21 protein-coding genes and 1 pseudogene are annotated in these 20,668 nt (G+C 35.2%); 5 read left to right on the forward strand and 17 right to left on the reverse strand.

What is annotated here, in order from left to right; all coding sequences use genetic code 11:
• Positions 1 to 40: 40 nt before the first annotated feature.
• On the reverse strand, positions 41 to 1,261 hold the full coding sequence (locus TYM08_RS10360; RefSeq protein ID WP_422382829.1) for a beta-ketoacyl-ACP synthase II: 1,221 nt from the start codon (positions 1,259 to 1,261) through the stop codon (positions 41 to 43).
• A gap of 148 nt (positions 1,262 to 1,409) precedes the next feature.
• On the opposite strand from TYM08_RS10360, the gene TYM08_RS10365 reads away from it, so the two are divergent.
• The 3 genes from TYM08_RS10365 (at position 1,410) to TYM08_RS10375 (ending at position 7,641) form a co-directional block, all read left to right on the forward strand.
• The gene (locus tag TYM08_RS10365) at positions 1,410 to 1,943 is read left to right on the forward strand and encodes an MOSC domain-containing protein (protein WP_422379073.1); all 534 of its coding nucleotides are present in this window, start codon (positions 1,410 to 1,412) and stop codon (positions 1,941 to 1,943) included.
• 180 nt (positions 1,944 to 2,123) lie between these two features.
• Positions 2,124 to 6,716 carry a PKD domain-containing protein gene (locus TYM08_RS10370; RefSeq protein ID WP_422379074.1) on the forward strand — a complete coding sequence of 1,531 codons (4,593 nt, stop codon included), beginning with the start codon at positions 2,124 to 2,126 and terminating at the stop codon, positions 6,714 to 6,716.
• A 223-nt stretch (positions 6,717 to 6,939) separates the two neighbouring features.
• Positions 6,940 to 7,641: an IS91 family transposase gene (locus TYM08_RS10375; RefSeq protein ID WP_422379075.1), complete on the forward strand. Its 702-nt coding sequence runs from the start codon at positions 6,940 to 6,942 to the stop codon at positions 7,639 to 7,641.
• A gap of 323 nt (positions 7,642 to 7,964) precedes the next feature.
• Here the strand turns inward: TYM08_RS10375 and TYM08_RS10380 are convergent, their stop codons facing one another.
• The 3 genes and pseudogenes from TYM08_RS10380 to TYM08_RS10390 form a co-directional block, all read right to left on the reverse strand.
• Positions 7,965 to 8,369 carry a GFA family protein gene (locus TYM08_RS10380; protein WP_422379076.1) on the reverse strand — a complete coding sequence of 135 codons (405 nt, stop codon included), beginning with the start codon at positions 8,367 to 8,369 and terminating at the stop codon, positions 7,965 to 7,967.
• A 131-nt stretch (positions 8,370 to 8,500) separates the two neighbouring features.
• A pseudogene (gene ltrA / locus TYM08_RS10385) lies at positions 8,501 to 9,577 on the reverse strand (group II intron reverse transcriptase/maturase).
• Positions 9,578 to 9,693: 116 nt separating this feature from the next.
• Positions 9,694 to 10,932, reverse strand: coding sequence for a hypothetical protein (locus TYM08_RS10390; protein ID WP_422379077.1), 1,239 nt, complete (start codon positions 10,930 to 10,932; stop codon positions 9,694 to 9,696).
• Positions 10,933 to 11,443: 511 nt separating this feature from the next.
• Between TYM08_RS10390 and TYM08_RS10395 the strand changes: the two genes are divergently transcribed.
• Both TYM08_RS10395 and TYM08_RS10400 read left to right on the forward strand, forming a co-directional pair.
• Positions 11,444 to 11,785, forward strand: coding sequence for a hypothetical protein (locus TYM08_RS10395; protein ID WP_422379078.1), 342 nt, complete (start codon positions 11,444 to 11,446; stop codon positions 11,783 to 11,785).
• Positions 11,778 to 13,109: a type II toxin-antitoxin system HipA family toxin gene (locus TYM08_RS10400; RefSeq protein WP_422379079.1), complete on the forward strand. Its 1,332-nt coding sequence runs from the start codon at positions 11,778 to 11,780 to the stop codon at positions 13,107 to 13,109. The genes TYM08_RS10395 and TYM08_RS10400 overlap by 8 nt, the downstream gene beginning before the upstream one ends.
• Positions 13,110 to 13,152: 43 nt before the next feature.
• Here the strand turns inward: TYM08_RS10400 and TYM08_RS10405 are convergent, their stop codons facing one another.
• From TYM08_RS10405 to TYM08_RS10465, 13 genes are all read right to left on the reverse strand, one after another.
• Positions 13,153 to 13,335 carry a hypothetical protein gene (locus TYM08_RS10405; RefSeq protein WP_422379080.1) on the reverse strand — a complete coding sequence of 61 codons (183 nt, stop codon included), beginning with the start codon at positions 13,333 to 13,335 and terminating at the stop codon, positions 13,153 to 13,155.
• A gap of 122 nt (positions 13,336 to 13,457) precedes the next feature.
• A complete protein-coding gene (locus TYM08_RS10410; RefSeq protein WP_422379081.1) occupies positions 13,458 to 13,778 on the reverse strand; it encodes a hypothetical protein in 321 nt (106 codons plus the stop codon).
• A 285-nt stretch (positions 13,779 to 14,063) separates the two neighbouring features.
• On the reverse strand, positions 14,064 to 14,372 hold the full coding sequence (locus tag TYM08_RS10415; protein WP_422379082.1) for a hypothetical protein: 309 nt from the start codon (positions 14,370 to 14,372) through the stop codon (positions 14,064 to 14,066).
• Between the two features lie 302 nt (positions 14,373 to 14,674).
• Complete coding sequence (locus tag TYM08_RS10420) at positions 14,675 to 15,274, reverse strand: hypothetical protein (RefSeq protein ID WP_422379083.1); 600 nt, start codon at positions 15,272 to 15,274, stop codon at positions 14,675 to 14,677.
• Positions 15,275 to 15,324: 50 nt separating this feature from the next.
• Complete coding sequence (locus TYM08_RS10425; RefSeq protein ID WP_422379084.1) at positions 15,325 to 15,792, reverse strand: zf-TFIIB domain-containing protein; 468 nt, start codon at positions 15,790 to 15,792, stop codon at positions 15,325 to 15,327.
• 154 nt (positions 15,793 to 15,946) lie between these two features.
• On the reverse strand, positions 15,947 to 16,300 hold the full coding sequence (locus tag TYM08_RS10430) for a hypothetical protein (RefSeq protein WP_422379085.1): 354 nt from the start codon (positions 16,298 to 16,300) through the stop codon (positions 15,947 to 15,949).
• 644 nt (positions 16,301 to 16,944) lie between these two features.
• Positions 16,945 to 17,187 (reverse strand): hypothetical protein, encoded by a 243-nt coding sequence (locus tag TYM08_RS10435; protein WP_422379086.1) that lies wholly within the window; start codon positions 17,185 to 17,187, stop codon positions 16,945 to 16,947.
• Between the two features lie 109 nt (positions 17,188 to 17,296).
• Positions 17,297 to 17,752, reverse strand: a complete 456-nt coding sequence (locus TYM08_RS10440) for a DUF6714 family protein (RefSeq protein WP_422382830.1) — start codon at positions 17,750 to 17,752, stop codon at positions 17,297 to 17,299.
• 379 nt (positions 17,753 to 18,131) lie between these two features.
• Positions 18,132 to 18,509, reverse strand: a complete 378-nt coding sequence (locus TYM08_RS10445; RefSeq protein ID WP_422379087.1) for a hypothetical protein — start codon at positions 18,507 to 18,509, stop codon at positions 18,132 to 18,134.
• A gap of 156 nt (positions 18,510 to 18,665) precedes the next feature.
• A complete protein-coding gene (locus TYM08_RS10450; RefSeq protein WP_422379088.1) occupies positions 18,666 to 19,028 on the reverse strand; it encodes a hypothetical protein in 363 nt (120 codons plus the stop codon).
• A gap of 149 nt (positions 19,029 to 19,177) precedes the next feature.
• Positions 19,178 to 19,441 carry a hypothetical protein gene (locus TYM08_RS10455; RefSeq protein ID WP_422379089.1) on the reverse strand — a complete coding sequence of 88 codons (264 nt, stop codon included), beginning with the start codon at positions 19,439 to 19,441 and terminating at the stop codon, positions 19,178 to 19,180.
• 170 nt (positions 19,442 to 19,611) lie between these two features.
• A complete protein-coding gene (locus tag TYM08_RS10460) occupies positions 19,612 to 20,025 on the reverse strand; it encodes a zinc-ribbon domain containing protein (protein ID WP_422379090.1) in 414 nt (137 codons plus the stop codon).
• A 264-nt stretch (positions 20,026 to 20,289) separates the two neighbouring features.
• The gene (locus TYM08_RS10465; protein ID WP_422379091.1) at positions 20,290 to 20,574 is read right to left on the reverse strand and encodes a hypothetical protein; all 285 of its coding nucleotides are present in this window, start codon (positions 20,572 to 20,574) and stop codon (positions 20,290 to 20,292) included.
• Positions 20,575 to 20,668: the final 94 nt, after the last annotated feature.

The raw sequence follows: 20,668 nt of genomic DNA on the forward strand, positions 1-20,668 counted from the left end.
TTCATGACTGCCTAACCAAAGGCAATCATGTTAAAGGCAATTAAGCTTCGTATTTTTTAAATACTAAACTAACGTTAGTGCCACCAAATCCAAAACTATTGCTCATTGCGTATTTGATATCTTGATTTTCAAGTTTCTCTTGAACTAACGGCAATCCTTCTACTTCAGGATCTAATTCCGTTACGTTTGCAGAGGCTGCAATAAAATTCTCTTGCATCATAATTAACGAATATACTGCCTCATGGACACCTGCAGCACCTAATGAATGCCCCGTTAATGATTTAGTGGATGCAAATTTTGGAAAATTACCTTCACCAAATGCACGTTTCATTGCTTTAACTTCAACAATATCCCCAGCTGGCGTAGATGTACCATGAGTATTGATGTAATCAATTTTATCAGTGCCCGCTTGCTCGATCGCATATTTCATTGATTGATATGCACCATCTCCACTTGGAGCAACCATATCGTAACCATCAGATGCCGTGCCATAGCCAACTACTTCTGCCAAAATATTCGCGCCACGTGCTTTAGCGTGCTCTAATTCTTCTAAAACTACGATTCCGCCTCCACCTGCAATTACAAACCCATCACGGTTGGCATCATATGGACGCGATGCTGTTGTTGGGGTGTCATTGTATTTACTTGAAAATGCTCCCATTGCATCAAACAATACTGATTGTGTGTAATGTTCAGCTTCACCACCACCTGCAAAAACGATGTCTTGTTTACCCCATTGAATTTTTTCAAACCCTTCACCGATACAATGCGCACTAGTGGCACAAGCAGATGACATGGTCATATTTAAACCTTTAATTTTAAACGATGTTGCAAGACAGGCTGAAACTGTTGAACCCATGGTTGAGGTTACTCGATATGGCCCAACACGCTTAATGCCTTTAGTTTCTAAAATTTGATTCGCTTCAACGATATCTTGAGTGGTTGCACCACCAGAACCTGCCAATAATCCAGTACGTAAATTACTCACTTGATTCTCTTCAAGGCCTGCCATTTTGATCGCTTGTAACATAGCTTCATAAGTATACAAAGCTGAATCACCCATAAAACGCTTATGTTTACGATCTATTTCTGTTTCAAAATTTTGGATATTACCAGCAACATGAGAACGAAATCCTTTTTCTGCATAGATATCTTGAAAACGAATACCTGATTTACCCTCTTTTAAAGATTCAGAAACTTCTTTGATATTATTACCAATACTTGAAACCACACCCATGCCCGTAATTACTACACGCTTCAACATAACTTAACCTTTGATTACAAATTTATTTAAAGTTGCGATTATACGGAGCCTGTATGCATTTGTCAGCCTTTGAGAAGCGCCGTTACGGTACCTATTCGTGATTTTGAAAATTTCTTTAATCTAAAAAACAGCTAAGTGGCTTTTTTTGTTAAACTTGGCCCAAAATCAAACTCAATTAGCGATTCATTCGATGCAAACTCCCCCTATAAAACTGATCTCAATCGCCAAGCGCATTCACAAAAATCAACCCATGATTGAACTGAATCAAGCGTTAATCAGCAGATATTCAGGTCTAGAAAATGACACAAGAGGAAAATTCGGACCAAGACAGATCACTCTTTTAAGCCAAGAAAGTTGGCAACAAGCTTGTGACGCTATCCATCAACCTAATATAAGCTGGCTAACTCGCCGCGCCAACTTACTTGTAAGTGGTAAGCAATTTTCATCTTCTGACATTGGTAATTATGTTCGCATTGGAAAAGCTGTATTAGAAATCACTCAAGAGTGTGAACCTTGCATTCAATTGGATTTCCAATTTAAAGGATTACAAAACGCATTAAACACATCTTATGCAGCGGGTGTTTGCTGTAAAGTGATTAACAGTGGAAAAATAGAAATAAATGACAGGGTATTTTTTGAAGTTAGCCAACATCAAGAATGTTTGTTTGATTTTAAATAAATAAACCTCCGCATTTCAACTCATAAAAAAAATCCCACCACCATCCATTCAAACCTACCCAACAATAACATCCCTATCAATTCACTTAAAAATTAAATATTCAAGCTTAATTATTAATGAATTAAAAACTGTTACAATCGCGCAAAAATTCAAACCACTTTTTAATTGAAGGAAAAAACTATGCTGCATAGATTATTGCCAAAATCCATTATCCCCCTTATATTTTCAACCCTTCTGGTAGGTTGTATTGACAATCCATTTGAACAAAAAGACCCTGAAACGCCCATCAACCAACCGCCTATTGCTTCTTTTTTAAAGCAAGAAACCACTCTTTTAGCAACTTCAACAGACTCCGATTCAGCGACACTGACCCATACTTGGTCCGTGAATAATCAAGTTTTATCATCCGATGCACAACTTGATTTAACTCAACAATATTTTGTTAATGATGAAGTTTTATCTGGCAAACATACATTAAGATTAACCACTTCAGATGGTGAGTTGTCCTCAAGCATTATCATTGAAAACATAAGTTTTACTCCAGACATTACCGTGATTTTAAACAGGGCTCCAACAGCAATAATTTTAGCCGATACCCTTACTGCTAATACAACTGAGTCCATCACTTTTGATAGTACTGGATCAAATGATACAGAAGATGGCACTAACCTTACCTACCAATGGTTTATTGATGATGTGTTAATTGCTGCAGAAACAAACAGTACGCTCGAACATACGTTTGTATCAGCTAATACATATAGCGTTTCGTTAATAGTAACGGATACCGAAAACCTAGCGTCTGACTTAGTAAGTACTGACGTGATTATCACTGAAGTTATATCAAATAGCGCACCAATTGCTGTAATCACTTCTGATTTATCAGAAGCACTAATTAATGAAGTCGTTACTTTTGATAGCGCAGGCTCAAACGATACTGAAGACGGAACGACGCTAACTTATCAATGGTTTATTGATGATGTTTTAGTATTGAATGAAACTAACAGTACTTTTGAATATAGTTTTGAAACAGCTGAAACTTACAGCGTTTCGTTAGTTGTAACTGATACTGAAAACTTAGATTCAGATTCTGTCAGCATGGATGCTGTAATTAGCGATGTAGTTTTCAATAGCGCACCAATTGCTGTAATCACTTCTGATTTATCAGAAGCACTAATTAATGAAGTCGTTACTTTTGATAGCGCAGGCTCAAACGATATTGAAGATGGAACGACGCTTACTTACCAGTGGTTTATTAATGATGTTTTAGTATTAAATGAAACTAATAGTACTTTTGAATATAGTTTTGATACAGCTGAAACTTACAGCGTTTCGTTAATAGTAACGGATACCGAAAACCTAGCGTCTGACTTAGTAAGTACTGACGTGATTATCACTGAAGTTATATCAAATAGCGCACCAATTGCTGTAATCACTTCTGATTTATCAGAAGCACTAATTAATGAAGTCGTTACTTTTGATAGCGCAGGCTCAAACGATACTGAAGACGGAACGACGCTTACTTATCAATGGTTTATTGATGATGTTTTAGTATTAAATGAAACTAATAGTACTTTTGAATATAGTTTTGAAACAGCTGAAACTTACAGCGTTTCGTTAATAGTAACGGATACCGAAAACCTAGCGTCTGACTTAGTAAGTACTGACGTGATTATCACTGAAGTTATATCAAATAGCGCACCAATTGCTGTAATCACTTCTGATTTATCAGAAGCACTAATTAATGAAGTCGTTACTTTTGATAGCGCAGGCTCAAACGATACTGAAGACGGAACGACGCTAACTTATCAATGGTTTATTGATGATGTTTTAGTATTGAATGAAACTAACAGTACTTTTGAATATAGTTTTGAAACAGCTGAAACTTACAGCGTTTCGTTAGTTGTAACTGATACTGAAAACTTAGATTCAGATTCTGTCAGCATGGATGTTGTAATTAGCGATGTAGTTTTCAATAGCGCACCAATTGCTGTAATCACTTCTGATTTATCAGAAGCACTAATTAATGAAGTCGTTACTTTTGATAGCGCAGGCTCAAACGATACTGAAGACGGAACGACGCTTACTTATCAATGGTTTATTGATGATGTTTTAGTATTGAATGAAACTAACAGTACTTTTGAATATAGTTTTGAAACAGCTGAAACTTACAAGGTTTCTTTAGTTGTAACCGATACTGAAAACTTAGATTCAGATTCTGTCAGCATGGATGTTGTAATTAGCGATGTAGTCTTCAATAGCGCACCAATTGCTGTAATCACTTCTGATTTATCAGAAGCACTAATTAATGAAGTCGTTACTTTTGATAGCGCAGGCTCAAACGATACTGAAGATGGAACGACGCTTACTTACCAGTGGTTTATTGATGATGTTTTAGTCTTGGATGAAAGTAACAGTACACTTGAATATAGTTTTGATACAGCTGAAACTTACAGCGTTTCTTTAGTTGTAACCGATACTGAAAACCTAAGCTCAGACGCTGTATATACTGATGTCACCATTTCTGAATCGATGCTTCCAGTTGCAATGTTTACTGCCCAAACTGCTGATTTATTAATTACTGTCGATGCGGCATTATCTGCAGGCGACAATTTAACGTATGCCTGGGACTTTAACTCAGAATCCACAGGATCAGGCAGGACGTCTTTCTATCAATTCACAACCGAAGGCGAGAAAGTTATCACCTTGGTGATTAGCAATCTACAAGGACAAAGCGATTCCTATTCTCAAACTATCACTATCAGTGAAAGTGAAGTTAATCCAGCAATTATATTTGAAGAAAACTTTGAGCAGTATGATGATGATTCTCAACCAGCTGGATGGAGTATTTTTGCGGATTACCAAAAAAATCCTTACATTGGAAATTATAATACCAAAATTAATGTCATCTCCACCGACTCCAATTCTGGAGAAAAATCATTAAGAATAATTGGCCCTGAAAATGGACCAATGCAAATTTTCAAAGCTTTACCTGCGTCTGCAAACAAAATTTACACAAGGGTCTATGTCAAACAGACTCTGCAAATGGGAGGGTTAGCTAACACAAATCATGACCATATTATTGCTTTGCGAAGTGACGATCCAAATCCGGCTAACAAAGAAGTACGCTGGGGTGAAGCGAAAGGCGCAATTGGCACAACATTAGTAAATAACAATCCTAATATTGATGACGGTGCGCCTGATCCACAATCTGAGAATTTTGGTGAGCATATTGTGAATGCTGATCAATGGTATTGTTTAGAAGTTGGTTTTGATGACACTCAAGAGGTATCAAAATTATACTCTTGGGCAGACGGCGTGTTGGTTCACTCAATTGAACAAAACTCAGATTTTACAAATATCAAAGATAGCGTAGACGATCATTGGATGAGTGACATGTTCCATGAAATTGTATTTGGGTGGCATAGTTTCTCACAAAATCAAAACACATTATATTTTGATGACATTGTGGTTTCTACTGAAAGAATTGGTTGTGATGACACTCTTCAGCGTGTGATTTTAGAGCCTGCTTTTGAATTATCTCAAAATTCTATGGTTGTGACTGCTGACTCAACAGAGTCTGCTGGAACTGCTGCATTCACTTATTTGTGGGATTTTAATGGTGAGTATACTTCTATGGATGCGATCCCAAGTTATACCTTTTCTACCGGTGGTAACAAGACAATCACATTAACAATTACAAGTGGAAGCTCTAGTAAATCATTAGAGAAAACCATTAATGTGATTGATACTTTATACATAGAATTACTGCAAAGAGTGTCCACTAATATTGTTGAGCAAACTTGTTTTGAATGCCATGAAAGCTCACAAGCCAAACCTTTAATGTTTGATTCATTTGCACCGGAAGATGTGGAATTGGCATTAAAAAATTACATCAAGGACAATGACACTCAAACTTTAATTGATGTACCAAATGGTATAGACCATGGCGCGATGCCAGCAGATCAAATAACCGACGCAAACAACGAACAAGACTGGAGTGATTTAGTTTTAGCCATTGACGCGACACCAACAAGAGGCGAGCAACCTGAAAATGCGTATATTTTTGATAACTTTGAAAATCAAGAACATAACGCCATTCCAGCTGGCTGGAAAACCTGGGTTGAATATGGCGTTAATAGCTCACTTAACAATCCAGGAAACTCATCGTTTGTGTTAATTGATACGACCAAAGCCTACTCTGGAACAAATTCAGTAAGAGTGAAAACATCGAACTCAGTTATTAAACCCACCTTCTTAGTCCAAGATTTACCAACAGATCAAGATGCATTTTATTCTCGTGCTTGGATGTACCTTCCTGCAGAATTAGGCGGTGGAGAATACGGAGCAAGTGGGAACCATGTACACTTTATGGCGTATTCAACGGCACTTGATGGGTCAAATCAAGAAGAGTTACGTTTTGGCGCAGCAAAAGACAAAGTACTATCGGCATTTCTACCCAATTCAATTGATGACTCTACAACCAAAATTGTTCCAACCACCATCATTCCAGCAAATGAATGGGTTTGTGTGGAATTTGCAATGATCAAAGATCCAGTATTTGATCAAGCAATTGCATGGGTAAATGGCGTTCAAACCTTTGCAGCCATATCACCAACAGATTGGGAAAAAACACCCGCCCAATATTTCAGTGATCATCCTGAGTTAGGGAACTACATTACCTTTGGCTGGAGAGCGTTTGGTGACACTAAAGGGGTTGAAGATGTTTGGTTTGATGATATTGCGGTTTCAGATGAATATATTGGATGTAATTAAATAATTAAAGTTGAATCAAAAATCTGACACAGATAAATGTTAATTACATTTATCTGTGTTTTTAATCGTAAGCTTTAAAGACTTCCCTCCCCCATCAATAAACCCAACTCTCATACAACTCTCATACAACTCTCATAGACACCCATAATTATTTTTCAACTGCCAGTTGATATATTGAACTGAATCTCAAACTAACAAAGATGGAGAATAATCCCGCAAGAAATTGGGATTACACTCATTCAAGATATTCGAGAATGCACGAATAAATCTTGGGTATTTAGGCACACCTAAATTTATCGAACACATAGAACAACAGCTTAATATTCAAGCCAAACCAAAACCTAAAGGAGGCAATAAAAAACAAAAAAACTGGCAAGCTAAACGAAAAAAATACTTGTTTAACACCAAAAATTTAAGCAGTGTGTTTAGAGCTAAATTTATAGAATCCTTAAAAACTCAAGATATCCATTGCCCAACCACCTATCCAAAAAACTGGATTGCGCATTGCAAAAAAATAGGCAATGGTTCGCCTGCATTAAAATACCTGTCTCAATATTTATATCGAGGTGTATTCAGCGAAAAAAACCTACTGTCATTAAAACAAGACCAACTGACATGGCGATATAAAGACAGTATAAGTAAGCAATATGTCGTAAAAACAGAACCTATCATGAATTTTTTATTAAGATTATTGCAACATGTATTACCAAAAGGATTTCAGCGAGTTAGAAATTATGGATTATTGCATGGCTCAAATCGAACATTATTAATGAAAATCCAACTCATGCTAAGAGTAACCTTGCCTGAACTTTGTGAATCGTTTCATTACGAAGTCATCTGTCCTTGCTGTAAAAAAGTAATGACATTTTGTGGATTTATAAAATCAAAAATGAAGATAGAAAAAATGCGAACGATCAGGGCGTAAAAAAGGATAGGTATACGGGATAGGTTTAAATCAGAAAACTAATGGGGTAAAAATATTATATGACACTGAATTAATTAAGAATTACCCAAAAAAAGGAAACAGTAGAATGAGAGTAAGGATGCCTCTCAAATTTTAAACATGAAAAAGTTGAAGGAAGCCAAAACCCAGAAAAAGTCACAGAAAAGAAATACACTATAAATGAAGACCGGGTGATGACGTGCATGGATGCACTAATGGCATGACAGCAGGATGCTTTGGAATGACCAACAATAGGTTAATTTAAATCAAAGTAGTTGCGGCTACGCGCAACCTATTCTTATTTATTATGCGTATACGGGATAGAAGCCAGGATGCTGCATGCCGTTACCAGCTATATGGTCCCATTCCGCCCTGTCTGATACAAATATATGGTTTTTAATTTGCGCACCCTTCAATCCTAACATTGCCCCAGCGGGAACCCAATATTTATCACCCGAACGAAACATATTTGGAACAGTTGCGCCACAACAGCTACAAAAAGAATAACTGTAACCTGTTTGCTTGCTGTAGGTAATAATTTTATCTTCGCCAGAACACCATTTAAAATTTAGCGCACTAACAAATGCTCCGGTTTGGCACGATGAACCCGTCTGAATCTGACAAATTGAACAATGACATTGGTACAATGTTTCAATTTTTTCGTCTATCTCATATGAAATTTCACCGCAAACACACTTTCCATTATTCATATTTCTCTCGATCTAAGTACACGCAATCACGGTAGAACGACCCATTACTGAGCCGACCCCGTACAGATCCGGACGTGCGGAATTACCGCATCCGGCTCTTCAGTTTATTCACCCGTGTAAAGGCAAACTATTTAATACCAGTCAACAACTATGTATTTCTTGCTAACTCGCATCGGCTTAATTTTAAAATACTCTAACATCTTCATGTAATTTTGCCAGTTATAACTTTTACGACCACTTCGCCTATTCAACCACTTGAACAAACTGTGTATCACAAAATTTGATAACGTTGATAAACTTCGACTATTATCTGGAAGTCCAAAATAATTTTGAAATCCAATTAATTTCCTTCTCAGCTCTGGCAACCAACAATTTAACCTTCTTGATCGCGACGTCTTGATAAAATCATAATATTTTTCAAAACTAGCACGCATCTTTTTAGTAGAAGTTCGACGTCTTAATCTTGGTTTTCCCTTTTTATCTTTACACCAATTAAAGGCAAACCCAAGAAACTCAAAACGGTGCTTTCTACTCGGAAAATATGCACTAAACTTGATTAAGTTTGTTTTCTCTTTAGCTAATTCAAGACCAAACTTTCTTAATCTCTCGGGTAATGATTGATAAAATCTGGCCGCGTCTTCTTCCATTTCAAAAGCACAAACAAAATCATCCGCATAACGAATCAACATTGCCTTACCTTTTATTTTGGGTTTCACGACTTTTTCAAACCATAAATCCAGCGCATAATGTAAATAGATATTGGCTAGCACAGGGCTAATTACACCACCCTGTGGTGAACCTGATTTCGATTTTACACACTCACCTTCAGGTATTTTCACCTTCGCTTTTAACCACTAATTAATCAAGTTTAGAAACGCTTGATCATCCACTCGTAGTTTCAACATGTCCATTAACCATTTATGATCCAACTCATTAAAGAAACCTTTAATGTCTGCCTCAACAATATAATGATAATTCTTATATTGAAGATTTAGATTAAGACTATAAATCGCTTGATGCGCACTTTTGTTTGGGCGATAGCCATAGCTATTTGGTAAGAAATCCGCCTCACAAATACTTTGCAGAATTTGACTGGCGCACTGTTGCACTAACTTATCTTTTACCGTCGGTAATCCAAGCGGACGAAGTTTATCTTTACCTTTTGGGATAAAAATTCGCTTCACATGATCCGTTCGATACAGGGGCATTTTTTGAAGGGAGAGAGGGCGATTTATTTTAAAACATTGATGTGCTTTAAAACTAAGCACATCAATGTAAGTAGCTACTATTCTTTCAGGAACTTATCTGGATTAAACAAAATGCATTATTGCGAACGCGCTATTTCATCTATACCACCTTGATCAATTAAGCCCTCTGGTCCATATAATTTAAAATCCATAATGGATTCAAATGTAAATTCATATTCCGATCCTGATTTTAAACGGTCGTTACTTTTAGGTTGGCTGAGTAATACACCTATCCCACTTGTTCCATTAAATGCTTTTACTTCTACCCAAACTACTTCTGGTGCATCGGTTAATTCTGTTGCAATGAGCATTCTTATCCCATCAGCTTCTAGTGTATGTCCATTTTCTAAAATTGTTCTTGCTTTATTTCTTGCTTCGATAATAGCAGCTTCCAAACTTATGGATTGTGTGACATTAGATACTGCGCGGTCTTTGCCAAAAACTGATTTTAGTAATTCAGATTGTTCAGTCCATAGTGGTTCGCCAAGTTTTGATTTAAATCGAATTGCTAATAATTTTTGTGGGTCACCGTCTAATGGTTTAGCGATTTCTAGTGTAATGGTTGTTTTGCCAGTTCCGTTGGTGTCTATAAATTCGTTTATGTTGTTACGCACATGTTTATTTGTAATTGTTGAAACATCAATCGTCAGTTTACCTTCAGTTATTTTATGATCGGACTCGATAACCTGTTGTAGAACTAAGTTGAAAAATTTATCTATGTATCCCATATGATGTTCTGAAAAATTTTCAATGACCAAATTGTATTGACCAAATTTCTCAAGGCCCATGCTTACACTTCTGACTCCTTCTTCTACTCGATAAGCTCGTACGCCAAATTGCTTAGCACTCATCAGGTTTTGGTTTAATTCATTTAGTCGTATTTGTTGAAAGGCCTCAGGGGTAAATGTAAGTGAGTCGGCTACATCAAAAACAAAAGAATCATATGTGTTACTCATGCTTGCGGCACATTTTGATATTGTTTTGAATAGTGAGTGCTGTTTATCAAATGGCCCCATTGCTACAAGCGACACTGAAAATGCAGAACTCATTATTTTTTCGGCTTGGCTTTGATTAAACCCTCGTCCAAAATACTGTAATAATTGCATACTGGGAACAGCTAGCTCTTCAAGACTGTTTTTGCTAATGAACACACTTGGTCCTTTTACCGGTGAATCAAATGACTCTATTTGTGTCACTTCATTTAAATCACATTGTTCTAATAATGCCTCAGTGGTGAATGATTTATGTTTTGCGCTAAAGAACATCGCGTAGTGAATAAATACATCGGGCTCTGTAGTGGTTGATATGCTTTTCATAGACATTGCCGTAAAAAATATGAGTGTCATTAGTTTCGAGACAGCGAATGGATTATTTCGTATGTTCATATATAACCTTTTTGAATGTTTTAATTTCCTAATCCAATGGTCATCATAAATGATTGACCATTGGATTTCACTCAATTAGTCCTTACATTCATATAGAAAACAGTCGATGATTATTGCTTTGTAGGTGAGTTTTGATGGTATTTGTTGATAATCATGTAATTGATTTGTGACAGCTTATTTATCAATATTGCCATTTGGCAGTTGAAATATTTCTTAATGTCTATGAATCTTCAATTCCCCCATCTTTTCTTAGGAGTCTTCTTCCTATCGTGACTTCACTCCTTTATATTCTACAACTAATCATTTTTCCTTATTGTGAGCCAATTAATTTTTGAATCTTGCTATTATCGCTATCATAAACTACCATAAATGATACTTAATGTTTTAAATTTTGACTCAAAGTATCACAAATGATACTTTAAAAATATATAGAAGACGTATTATGAAATATCAATTAATGACTGACGCTCAAATTATGGAAGATTTAGGAAAGCAGTTTGAACAGTTACGCTTATTTAAAAATTTAACAGTTGATCAAGTTTGTGAACAAGGCGGTACTAATAAACTTACCGTCAATCGATTTACTCATAATAAAAATGCGATTCGTTTAGATGGTCTTATTTCTATTTTAAGGGGCATTGGCGAGCTTGATAAGTTGGAAACTCTGTTTGAAATGCCAGAAAAAATTACTTTTGAAAAAACAGACGTTATCAAAAAGAAAAGAGTTCGAAAACCTACTCAAACTTCAAAAGTAAATGAGATTAAGTGGGGCAATGATGAGTGATATTAATCAATTAGAAGTGTATTTATGGGGAACTAAAATTGGTGTAATTGGTTGGGCAAAAGCTGATAGTCCTACTATTTATTTTGAATACACAGATGAAATGATGTCCATCCCAATTGAAATTTCGCCAATCAAAATGAAACGTCAACAAAAACTCCACGCATTCACCGATATCAGTGAACGAACATTTAAAGGATTACCTGGCATTTTTGCTGATAGTTTACCTGATAAGTTTGGCTCTTCTTTAATTGATCAGTATATGGCACAAAAAAATATACCAGTTGAAGATATTACCGCTTTAGATCGACTCGCTTATATCGGTAATCGAGCGATGGGTGCTTTGGAATATGTACCTATGGTTAATTTGGGCGATAATGCCTCAAAGAATGTGTTGGATTTAAAATCTTTGGAACAACTAGCCGATATGGTATTAAACAATAAAAGTGAGTTAGCAAAAAATCTGCAATCGAATCAAGATCACGAACAAGCCATCAAATTTATTCGAGTAGGTTCTAGTGCGGGTGGTGCTAGAGCAAAAGCTTTAGTTGCTATTTCTCACGATAAAAGTGAAACCCTGTTTGATGGAACCGTTGACCATGGAGAAGGTTTTAGTTATTACTTAATTAAGTTTGATAGTGAAAGTAATTCTGATCGTGATTCTAAAGATCCTAAAGGCATGACTGAAATTGAATACAATTATTTTCAGATTGCAAATCAATGTGGCATAGCCACCCCTGCTACCAAAGTTATTAATACTCAAGACAGTGATAAAAAACTACATTTTCTAATTGAACGATTTGATCGTTATTGGGACAACAACAAAAAACGATTGGAAAAACTGCATTATGCTTCTTGGTGCGCCCTAGCCCATGCCCATCGCGATACTGCTGGGACCTATTCATACGAACAATTAGTGTTATTAGTCAAACAAATGAAACTTGGCCAATCTGCTGTGACAGAAATATTCAAACGTGCAGTATTTAATATTATTGGTCGTAACCAGGATGATCATACCAAGAACTTTGGTTTCTTAATGGACAAACAAGGTAATTGGTCGTTATCACCTGCTTTTGATTTAACCTACTCATATGATCCATTAGGGCAATGGACCAGTAAACATCAAATAACTTTAAATGCTAAACAAGATGATTTTACTCGTAATGATTTAATTGAGTTTGGCAATTACTGTAATTTAAAAGACAAACAGATTAATAACATTATTGATAAAACAATTGATGTATTTAAAAATCATGAATATTCAAATTACAGTGCATCGGATGAATTAATTACGTTGATAAAACAAAATCAACGTTTGGGTCTTTAATTAACATAATCAATCGGGAGGCATTAAGTCTATTCATGATTTTTCAGGAAATAAGTGTCGATTGCTCTCCAGGTTCAAATGCTATTTCTAAAGCTCTTTCGTAATCTTTATTGGCTATTGAAATTAGATATTCTTTATCAAAATTATCCCAAGTTTCTTGAATGTCATTTGAATAACTTAGAAAGCTTAAAACTGTAAAAGCTAGTAGTACAATTATTTGTTTCATAGATTACCTGGCAACTAACGCTCTAATAAACCACGCAACAACGCGGAGGCTTCTTTGTGTATACTTCGCGAAGCGAAACACAAAGAAGCCGGAGTGTTTTGCGTCGGTTTTGATTAGCTTTGTTATGTACCGCTTGAAATTACGGTGCCATACCCAATTATTGCACTACCTTCTCTAATAGTGAAGGTAGTCCCTATAGTAAGTTCAGTATAATCTACGTTTTCATACATCTTAATAGCTGTTGCAATAACTTCTTCTTCAGCAATTAATTTTTTTGATTGACTAATGAAGGCAACACCCAAATATTCTTCTGAATTTTTTTTATCGATTACAACAAAATGCGGTCGATACATACCACTTGATAACAAGTCTTCAGGTAGTACCTTTCTTCCTCCATTTTGATGGGATAAAAATTTTACATTTACTTTTAATTCGGAGCTCATAAGGTTCATAACGAGGCTGTAGAAAAATTAACTTTCTACAACCAGTTAAAAAATTGTTTATTTTATAGGCTAAAAATAGCCTCGTTTTTTAAAATCTAGATAGGTTATGGCATTAAAAAATAATTTTAAGCCACTCACCGCACGATGATTTTTTGTGGTTTTAATTTTTCTACAGCCTGAACGCCCAAATAAACCGCGCAACAACGCGGAGCCTTCTTTGTGTATACTTCGCGAAGCGAAACACAAAGAAGGTGGAGTGTTTTGCGTCGGTTTTAATTTGCTTTGTTATATGCTTTTTAACTCGGGGAAGCAAAATTCTAATTCTCGGATAGCATACATACAGCCAACAGCCTCACCTGTAAGCCTTATCAAATCATCACCTTCAAATTCTTCTAGTTCTTCTGATTTTAAAACTACCCATCCTTTCAATTCATTAAGTAATATACTTAACCTTTCATTATTATCAACATTATCTAAAGGTGATTTTTTCCACGACTTAGGTGTATCATCTTCACCCAATAGTTGCTGAGCAATAATGGAATTATTTAAAAATACTTTCAATGCATTTTCGTATTCAGTTTCATTAATGCGCATGATTTTTCCTTTGGATGATTTGCATATAACGAGGCTGTAGAAAAATTAACTTTCTACAACCAGTTAAAAAATTGTTTATTTAATAGGCTAAAAATAGCCTCGTTTTTTAAAATCTAGATAGGTTATGGCATTAAAAAATAATTTTAAGCCACTCTCCGCACGATGATTTTTTGTGGTTTTAATTTTTCTACAGCCTGAACGCCCAAATAAACCGCACAAAATGCGGAGCCTTCTTTGTGTAAACTTCGCGAAGCGAAACACAAAGAAGGAGGAGTGTTTTGCGTCGGTTTTAATTAGCTTTGTTATACGCTCATTAGTATATCAATAAATAAATTACTTTTTTCATCTTCTTTATAAATTGGAGTAAGTATTTTTTCTATTGGAATAATAATTTCAGTGCCATTATTTTCGAAAACCAATTCAAAAAACACTATTAATTTTGAGTGTTCTAATTCCAATTTATCGTCAGATGAAGCAGGTTCCCAGTATGCAAACCAATATTTACGATAATTTGACCACTCAACACCCACTATACCTCCTTGATTATTATAAATTGTATTATCATCCATTTTAATCGAAATATTTCTAAAAATTTTAGGTAGATTTTCTTTATTTTCAGAGTGGAATGAAATAAAAATCTTATATGGACTACCGTATGTTCCAGTTAATGAAAACAATCCTGAATATGTCCAATCAGGTACCAGTCTAACTTTATATTCTCCGCCATGAATCTGTGCATTAGTGCCATCAAATTCACGATACTTTGAAGTTGTGCATCCTTGAAATAAGGTAAAAGTTAAAATGCATATTATTAATTTGATAGTGACTCCAGCATATAACGCTCTAATAAACCGCGCAAATACGCGGAGCCTTCTTTGTGTATACTTCGCGAAGCGAAACACAAAGAAGGCGGAGTGTTTTGCGTCGGTTTTGATTAGCTTTGTTATATGCTTTATAAGCCATCAAAAATACTTCCAATTGCTTCACCTACAAATTCCAACGCTCCACCGTCATCATTTGAACAAGTTGAACCTTTGCTAGAAGACGATCCATTACCAAAAACAGTTAAACAATCAAGTGTATGGTACCATTTTAAATCATCCTTTTTACTTACGTGATTATTTTTTTCAGTAATAACATCTTCGCCAGCGTCAAGCCAAACACATTCGCAGTTTTGACATATATCGATTACAAATTTTTTATATGTAAATTCACGCATCTTCAGAGAGCAGTACGGGCAATATAATTCGGATGTTTTTAAAGAATTTAATTTACTCTGATTTAGATTTCTTATTGATGGAATATTTTTAATATCGATAAGTACACCTAAACATGAAGAACAATCATTTGTACCAATTTTATTTTCATCGTTAATTAAAGAGTTATCATCTCTCGGACATCTTAAATCAAAATTATTCATAAATTTGCCATAGTGTATTAATATTGATGTTCGCTTGCATATAACGCTCTAATAAGCCGCGCAACAACGCGGAGCCTTCTTTGTGTATACTTCGCGAAGCGAAACACAAAGAAGGTGGAGTGTTTTGCGTCGGTTTTAATTAGTTTTGTTATATTTACTTCATACCATTTTCAACGATTTCAGTCGCAATTGCTAATTTTATTTTTTTACTTTTCTTCAAACCTGATTTGTATTTAGAAAGTTCTATAAATTCAATAATGGGATCTATCGTTAAGTCGACTCTACTTAATTCAATTGAAATAATTTTAAAATCATTGACCAATACAACATAAATATCTTCATACTGCTCGTGAATATTGTGTAATATACATCCACATTTAAAGTCAGGATAGAATTTCTTTAACTCAGTTCTAAGCCTAAAATTCGATACATCATTTAACAAAGATTCATATGATTTTGTTAATTCTTCCCTTAAGTCATTTTCAGTTTTTGTAATTCCTAATTTCATATCAAATTATCGCTAAGAAATATAACGCCGTTATAACCTGCATTTTGGGTGGAGTGTAGTGCTGTGCAATAATGAGCGCAGCGAGTGCACAGAACGAAGCGTAGCCCAAAATGTCAGGTTTATAACCTTGTTATGAGAGACCACTAACCACACCTGCAACACCTTAAATTTTTAATACTAACCAAATAGATTAGCACCCCATATATGCTTTTGATCTTACTTAAGCAGCGTTACCCAAAAGCCAATAAAACAATACAAACCTGAAGACTATTTACCAAACAGGCACACACTTGATGACTAGCACCAACGAGGTTTAACTAATTTGTGTGTTTTTACAATTTAGTTAAACCGGGTTAAAACTGCCAAACAACGGCTACGAAAGCACGTTGTAATTGGCTAAGCCTATTACTTTTCTAAATGGAATGAAAGTGAAAATCAAAGAGAGATAGCCATTCCATAGCACGTAGAAAAACAATTCCAATTTAGGCCTTAAAACTGACCTTGGCGATACCTAGCTGGTAGCTCATAACGCTCTAATAAGCCGCGCAAAAACGCGGAGCTTTCATTGTGTATACTTCGCGAAGCGAAACACAATGAAAGCGGAGTGTTTTGCGTCGGTTTTAATTAGTTTTGTTATATGGCACTTATATCTCAAATTCTCGAGTTACCTTGAGCTCGAATATTTCAAATAATTTTACAATTGCCGAGTAAGGTACATTAGATTCAAATGTATTAAATTCAATTTTTCGAATCGAATCATTTCGGAATACTTCAGCTATGAATATCTCTTCATCTGAAATTATTTCATTTAATTCAACACCTAATCCATTCCGAATATTATCGGTAGCTATTGTGAAACTGAATTCCCTACCATCGATATTGATCATTACTTAATGCCATATAACGCCGCAATAAACGGCAAGATAAATGTTGGCTATAATTGTTGTGAGGAACGAACAGCAGCCAACGTTTAGCTGTCCGTTTTAATTGCCTTTGTTAGTTTTCGTACCAAAATTCTTCAATAGCTCTCTGAATATGTGGCTTTTCAAATTCATAATCTGGTTGCATAAAACACCATTCTAAAAATGTGACTACTGCATGGCTTTGCTCTGAATTCAAGATATTAAACTTATCTTTATGATATTTATAGTTATGTGTTAAATGAAATAAAACACTACCATTACCCTCTCTATTTAATTCTAATATTACAAATGCTGGTAAATGAAAACACATACCTTTTCCATCAAAGAACGATAAGCTACTATCGCAACGCGTTAGATCATCTGCAGATATTTCTTGCCAATTATCTTTAATGTCACGATTTCTTGCAACAAGTTGATTAGCTTTACTTTCATAATCATCAATTGCTTGAGCTTCCCAGAGTCCAACTCCATTCTCTAGTTTTATATCTTGAAATGCAGATAATATTAAATTTTTAATGTAATCGATAATTTTTACTCAGAGAACTAACGCCCAAATAAACCGCACAAAATGCGGAGCCTTCTTTGTGTAAACTTCGCGAAGCGAAACACAAAGAAGGAGGAGTGTTTTGCGTCGGTTTTAATTAGCTTTGTATGCTTCCACCACCAAAACTATCCTCAATGAGTAAATTTAGATCACCTATGGATTTAGCTTTTTTTCCAATATCATAATTGGATTCTACGGCATACGATTTAAAACTAATTAATACTAATAGTAAAATGATATATTTCATGTCTTGTCATCTAACGCCTGCCACAACGGCTTGGGTGAGGTGGCGGCACATTTGCGTTTCTTTGCAAAAGTGGTGACAGCTTACCCAAGTCCGATTTGATGGCACTTGTTATGCTTTTCATAGGTCTGCCTTAATTTTATTTACCTGATTATCAACAGGCTCGAAAATATAGGTGGTGCTTTTACCTTGTTTAGTTTTACTTGATCTATTTTCATAGTTCTCAATGTGAGTTTTAAGACTATTAGAATAGCTTTCTTTTAATTCAGCTAGATCACCCAAGGTTGAAACTGAGTTTAGATCATTGACAATTTTTTTAGCTGCTTTCAGGTTTTTATAATTCTCTGATAAGGCCGTAAGTTCATCTGTTTGTTTAATGGTCATTTTTATAAGGTCAGCTTGGTTGAACTTATAGGCCTCATAAAAGTGAAAACCAAAAATAAAACCAATTGATGCTGCCATTGAAATCGAAAACACAAACAAGATTGTTTTTTTCATAATTAATTCAACATTTCATTTATCGATCAAAGTTAGCCCAATTCATTAGCATAACGCTTCAATAAACCGTGCTAACACGGATCTTCTTTTGTGTAATACTGAGCGAAGCGAAACACAAAAGAAGAGGAGTGTTTGCATCGGCATTAATTGATTTTGTTATGTGTTTGGTAGTGTATCGTTAATTTTGAATGGCCACTCATCTTGATGTAGATATATTTGTCTTTCTTTTTCTCTTATACCAGAAATTTTTGCATAAACTGTAGAGCCAACAGGAAGATATTTGTCTTCTTTATAAATTGCAGGAGTCATACCTTTTACAACAATTGATTCTAATAATGCTGGAAAACCAAAACCTAAATCTATCCAGATACCGTATGGTGCTCTTGCGACAACAATTCCTGAAACATTGTCATTTTTATTTATTTTAGATTTCAGGGTATCCCATTCTTTAGCCATTTCGATAGATGAATAGTCTCCAAATAACTCTTGCAAAACTTTTGACCAGTTTATTACTTTCAAGAAATTCTCTCTAATTAACCAATGAATTGAGACACATAACGCTCTAATAAACCGCGCAACAACGCGGAGCTTTCATTGTGTATAATTCGCGAAGCGAAACACAATGAAAGCGGAGTGTTTTGCGTCGGTTTTAATTAGTTTTGTTATGTTTAATCGGAATCGTGAATCCAATTTACAACATCCTCATTATCATTTTCAATAATTGTGATATCTAATTTTGTTTCAGGATTAATTTTACTGTATTCCATTATCAAATAGGACTCTACCTTCTGAAAAGCCCCTTTTTTGACAACAAATTCTTGGACTACTTTGTTTTCATAAACAGTAAAATCGTAATTCACGAGTAAATTTTCAGCATCAAGTTTAACAGAAACTTCTTCAGCTATATCATATAACAAATCTGAATTAGCCATTAAACTTCCAGTAAAAATAAGTGTAATAATGAAATATATAATTTTATGCATAATTTAGAAACATAACGCTCTAATAAGCCGCGCAAAAACGCGGAGCCTTCATTGTGTATAATTCGCGAAGCGAAACACAATGAAGGCGGAGTGTTTTGCGTCGGTTTTGATTAGCTTTGTTATATGCTTTTAAAAAACTTTTCATTTGGATGCGGTGTAACTTTCGCCATTTTATCCATATGTGCTTTTTGCGTTTCTTTTTCTAATTTACGAATAGCTCGGCATTTTGGACACCTAGAAGCTTTTGACCAAATTGAACCTTTAGCCGACTCATACCACCATTTCTGTGATTTTGCTGTCCAAATAGATTTCGCTGAACACTCAATACACACAAAGTCTTGATCGAAGTAATATTCAGGTAATTTACCCTCTGTAATATTATGCTTCAATTCAGACTGATCAGCCCAAATTATACTGCCTGAAATTAACTTTGCTTCATCATAAGTTTTGCCTTTCAATAAAAGCTCTAATGGTAAGTCATTCTTTTTTCGCTTAGATTTAATTTCAGATTTACGTTGCTTGCCACTTTTCATAGAATGATGCCGAATTACGCATATAACGCTCTAATAAACCGCGCAACAACGCGGAGCCTTCTTTGTGTATACTTCGCGAAGCGAAACACAAAGAAGGCGGAGTGTTTTGCGTCGGTTTTGATTAGTTTTGTTAGGTTCTGACTCGTGATCTAATTTTTTCACCCTTTGCCGTATCACCAATAAAATCATAGAGATTTGCCATTCGTGTTAATAGCTCAGGTGTTTCACCATACTCTCTTATTTTGAATTGTATATTTTTAATCTTCATGAATGCCATACCTTTTTTTCATTTTCTGTAGTCATATGAACATTGAGACTTCCAGTTAGTATTCCTTTTTCGGATCCATTATCATATTCAAATGCTGTACACTTACCTTCATTCGCCCATTTTATAAGTTGAGCATTATTATTGGAAAAGTACACATTACTCTTACATCCATTACAGAAACGAACATCAGGTGAGGTACTTTCTTCTAATTCCTGCCAGAGCTTAGGGCACTTAAATTCCCATTCAAGAAAATCACATTTTATATGTCGAGAAATACTCATTGAAGACACCTAACGCTCTAATAAACCGCGCAACAACGCGGAGCCTTCTTTGTGTATACTTCGCGAAGCGAAACACAAAGAAGGCGGAGTGTTT

It is taken from the genome of Marinicellulosiphila megalodicopiae (genome assembly GCF_045862395.1).
Lineage (GTDB): Bacteria > Pseudomonadota > Gammaproteobacteria > Pseudomonadales > Natronospirillaceae > Marinicellulosiphila > Marinicellulosiphila megalodicopiae.

Bases quoted from the DNA above. Each gene is read 5' to 3' on its own strand.
- TYM08_RS10400 (WP_422379079.1), top strand. From the start codon at position 11,778: ATGAGTGATATTAATCAATTAGAAGTGTATTTATGGGGAACTAAAATT.
- TYM08_RS10430 (WP_422379085.1), bottom strand. From the start codon at position 16,300: ATGAAATTAGGAATTACAAAAACTGAAAATGACTTAAGGGAAGAATTA.
- TYM08_RS10370 (WP_422379074.1), top strand. From the start codon at position 2,124: ATGCTGCATAGATTATTGCCAAAATCCATTATCCCCCTTATATTTTCA.
- TYM08_RS10460 (WP_422379090.1), bottom strand. From the start codon at position 20,025: ATGAAAAGTGGCAAGCAACGTAAATCTGAAATTAAATCTAAGCGAAAA.
- TYM08_RS10415 (WP_422379082.1), bottom strand. From the start codon at position 14,372: ATGCGCATTAATGAAACTGAATACGAAAATGCATTGAAAGTATTTTTA.
- TYM08_RS10405 (WP_422379080.1), bottom strand. From the start codon at position 13,335: ATGAAACAAATAATTGTACTACTAGCTTTTACAGTTTTAAGCTTTCTA.
- TYM08_RS10395 (WP_422379078.1), top strand. From the start codon at position 11,444: ATGAAATATCAATTAATGACTGACGCTCAAATTATGGAAGATTTAGGA.
- TYM08_RS10425 (WP_422379084.1), bottom strand. From the start codon at position 15,792: ATGAATAATTTTGATTTAAGATGTCCGAGAGATGATAACTCTTTAATT.
- TYM08_RS10465 (WP_422379091.1), bottom strand. From the start codon at position 20,574: ATGAGTATTTCTCGACATATAAAATGTGATTTTCTTGAATGGGAATTT.
- TYM08_RS10380 (WP_422379076.1), bottom strand. From the start codon at position 8,369: ATGAATAATGGAAAGTGTGTTTGCGGTGAAATTTCATATGAGATAGAC.
- TYM08_RS10410 (WP_422379081.1), bottom strand. From the start codon at position 13,778: ATGAGCTCCGAATTAAAAGTAAATGTAAAATTTTTATCCCATCAAAAT.
- TYM08_RS10390 (WP_422379077.1), bottom strand. From the start codon at position 10,932: ATGAAAAGCATATCAACCACTACAGAGCCCGATGTATTTATTCACTAC.
- TYM08_RS10435 (WP_422379086.1), bottom strand. From the start codon at position 17,187: ATGATCAATATCGATGGTAGGGAATTCAGTTTCACAATAGCTACCGAT.
- TYM08_RS10455 (WP_422379089.1), bottom strand. From the start codon at position 19,441: ATGGCTAATTCAGATTTGTTATATGATATAGCTGAAGAAGTTTCTGTT.
- TYM08_RS10445 (WP_422379087.1), bottom strand. From the start codon at position 18,509: ATGAAAAAAACAATCTTGTTTGTGTTTTCGATTTCAATGGCAGCATCA.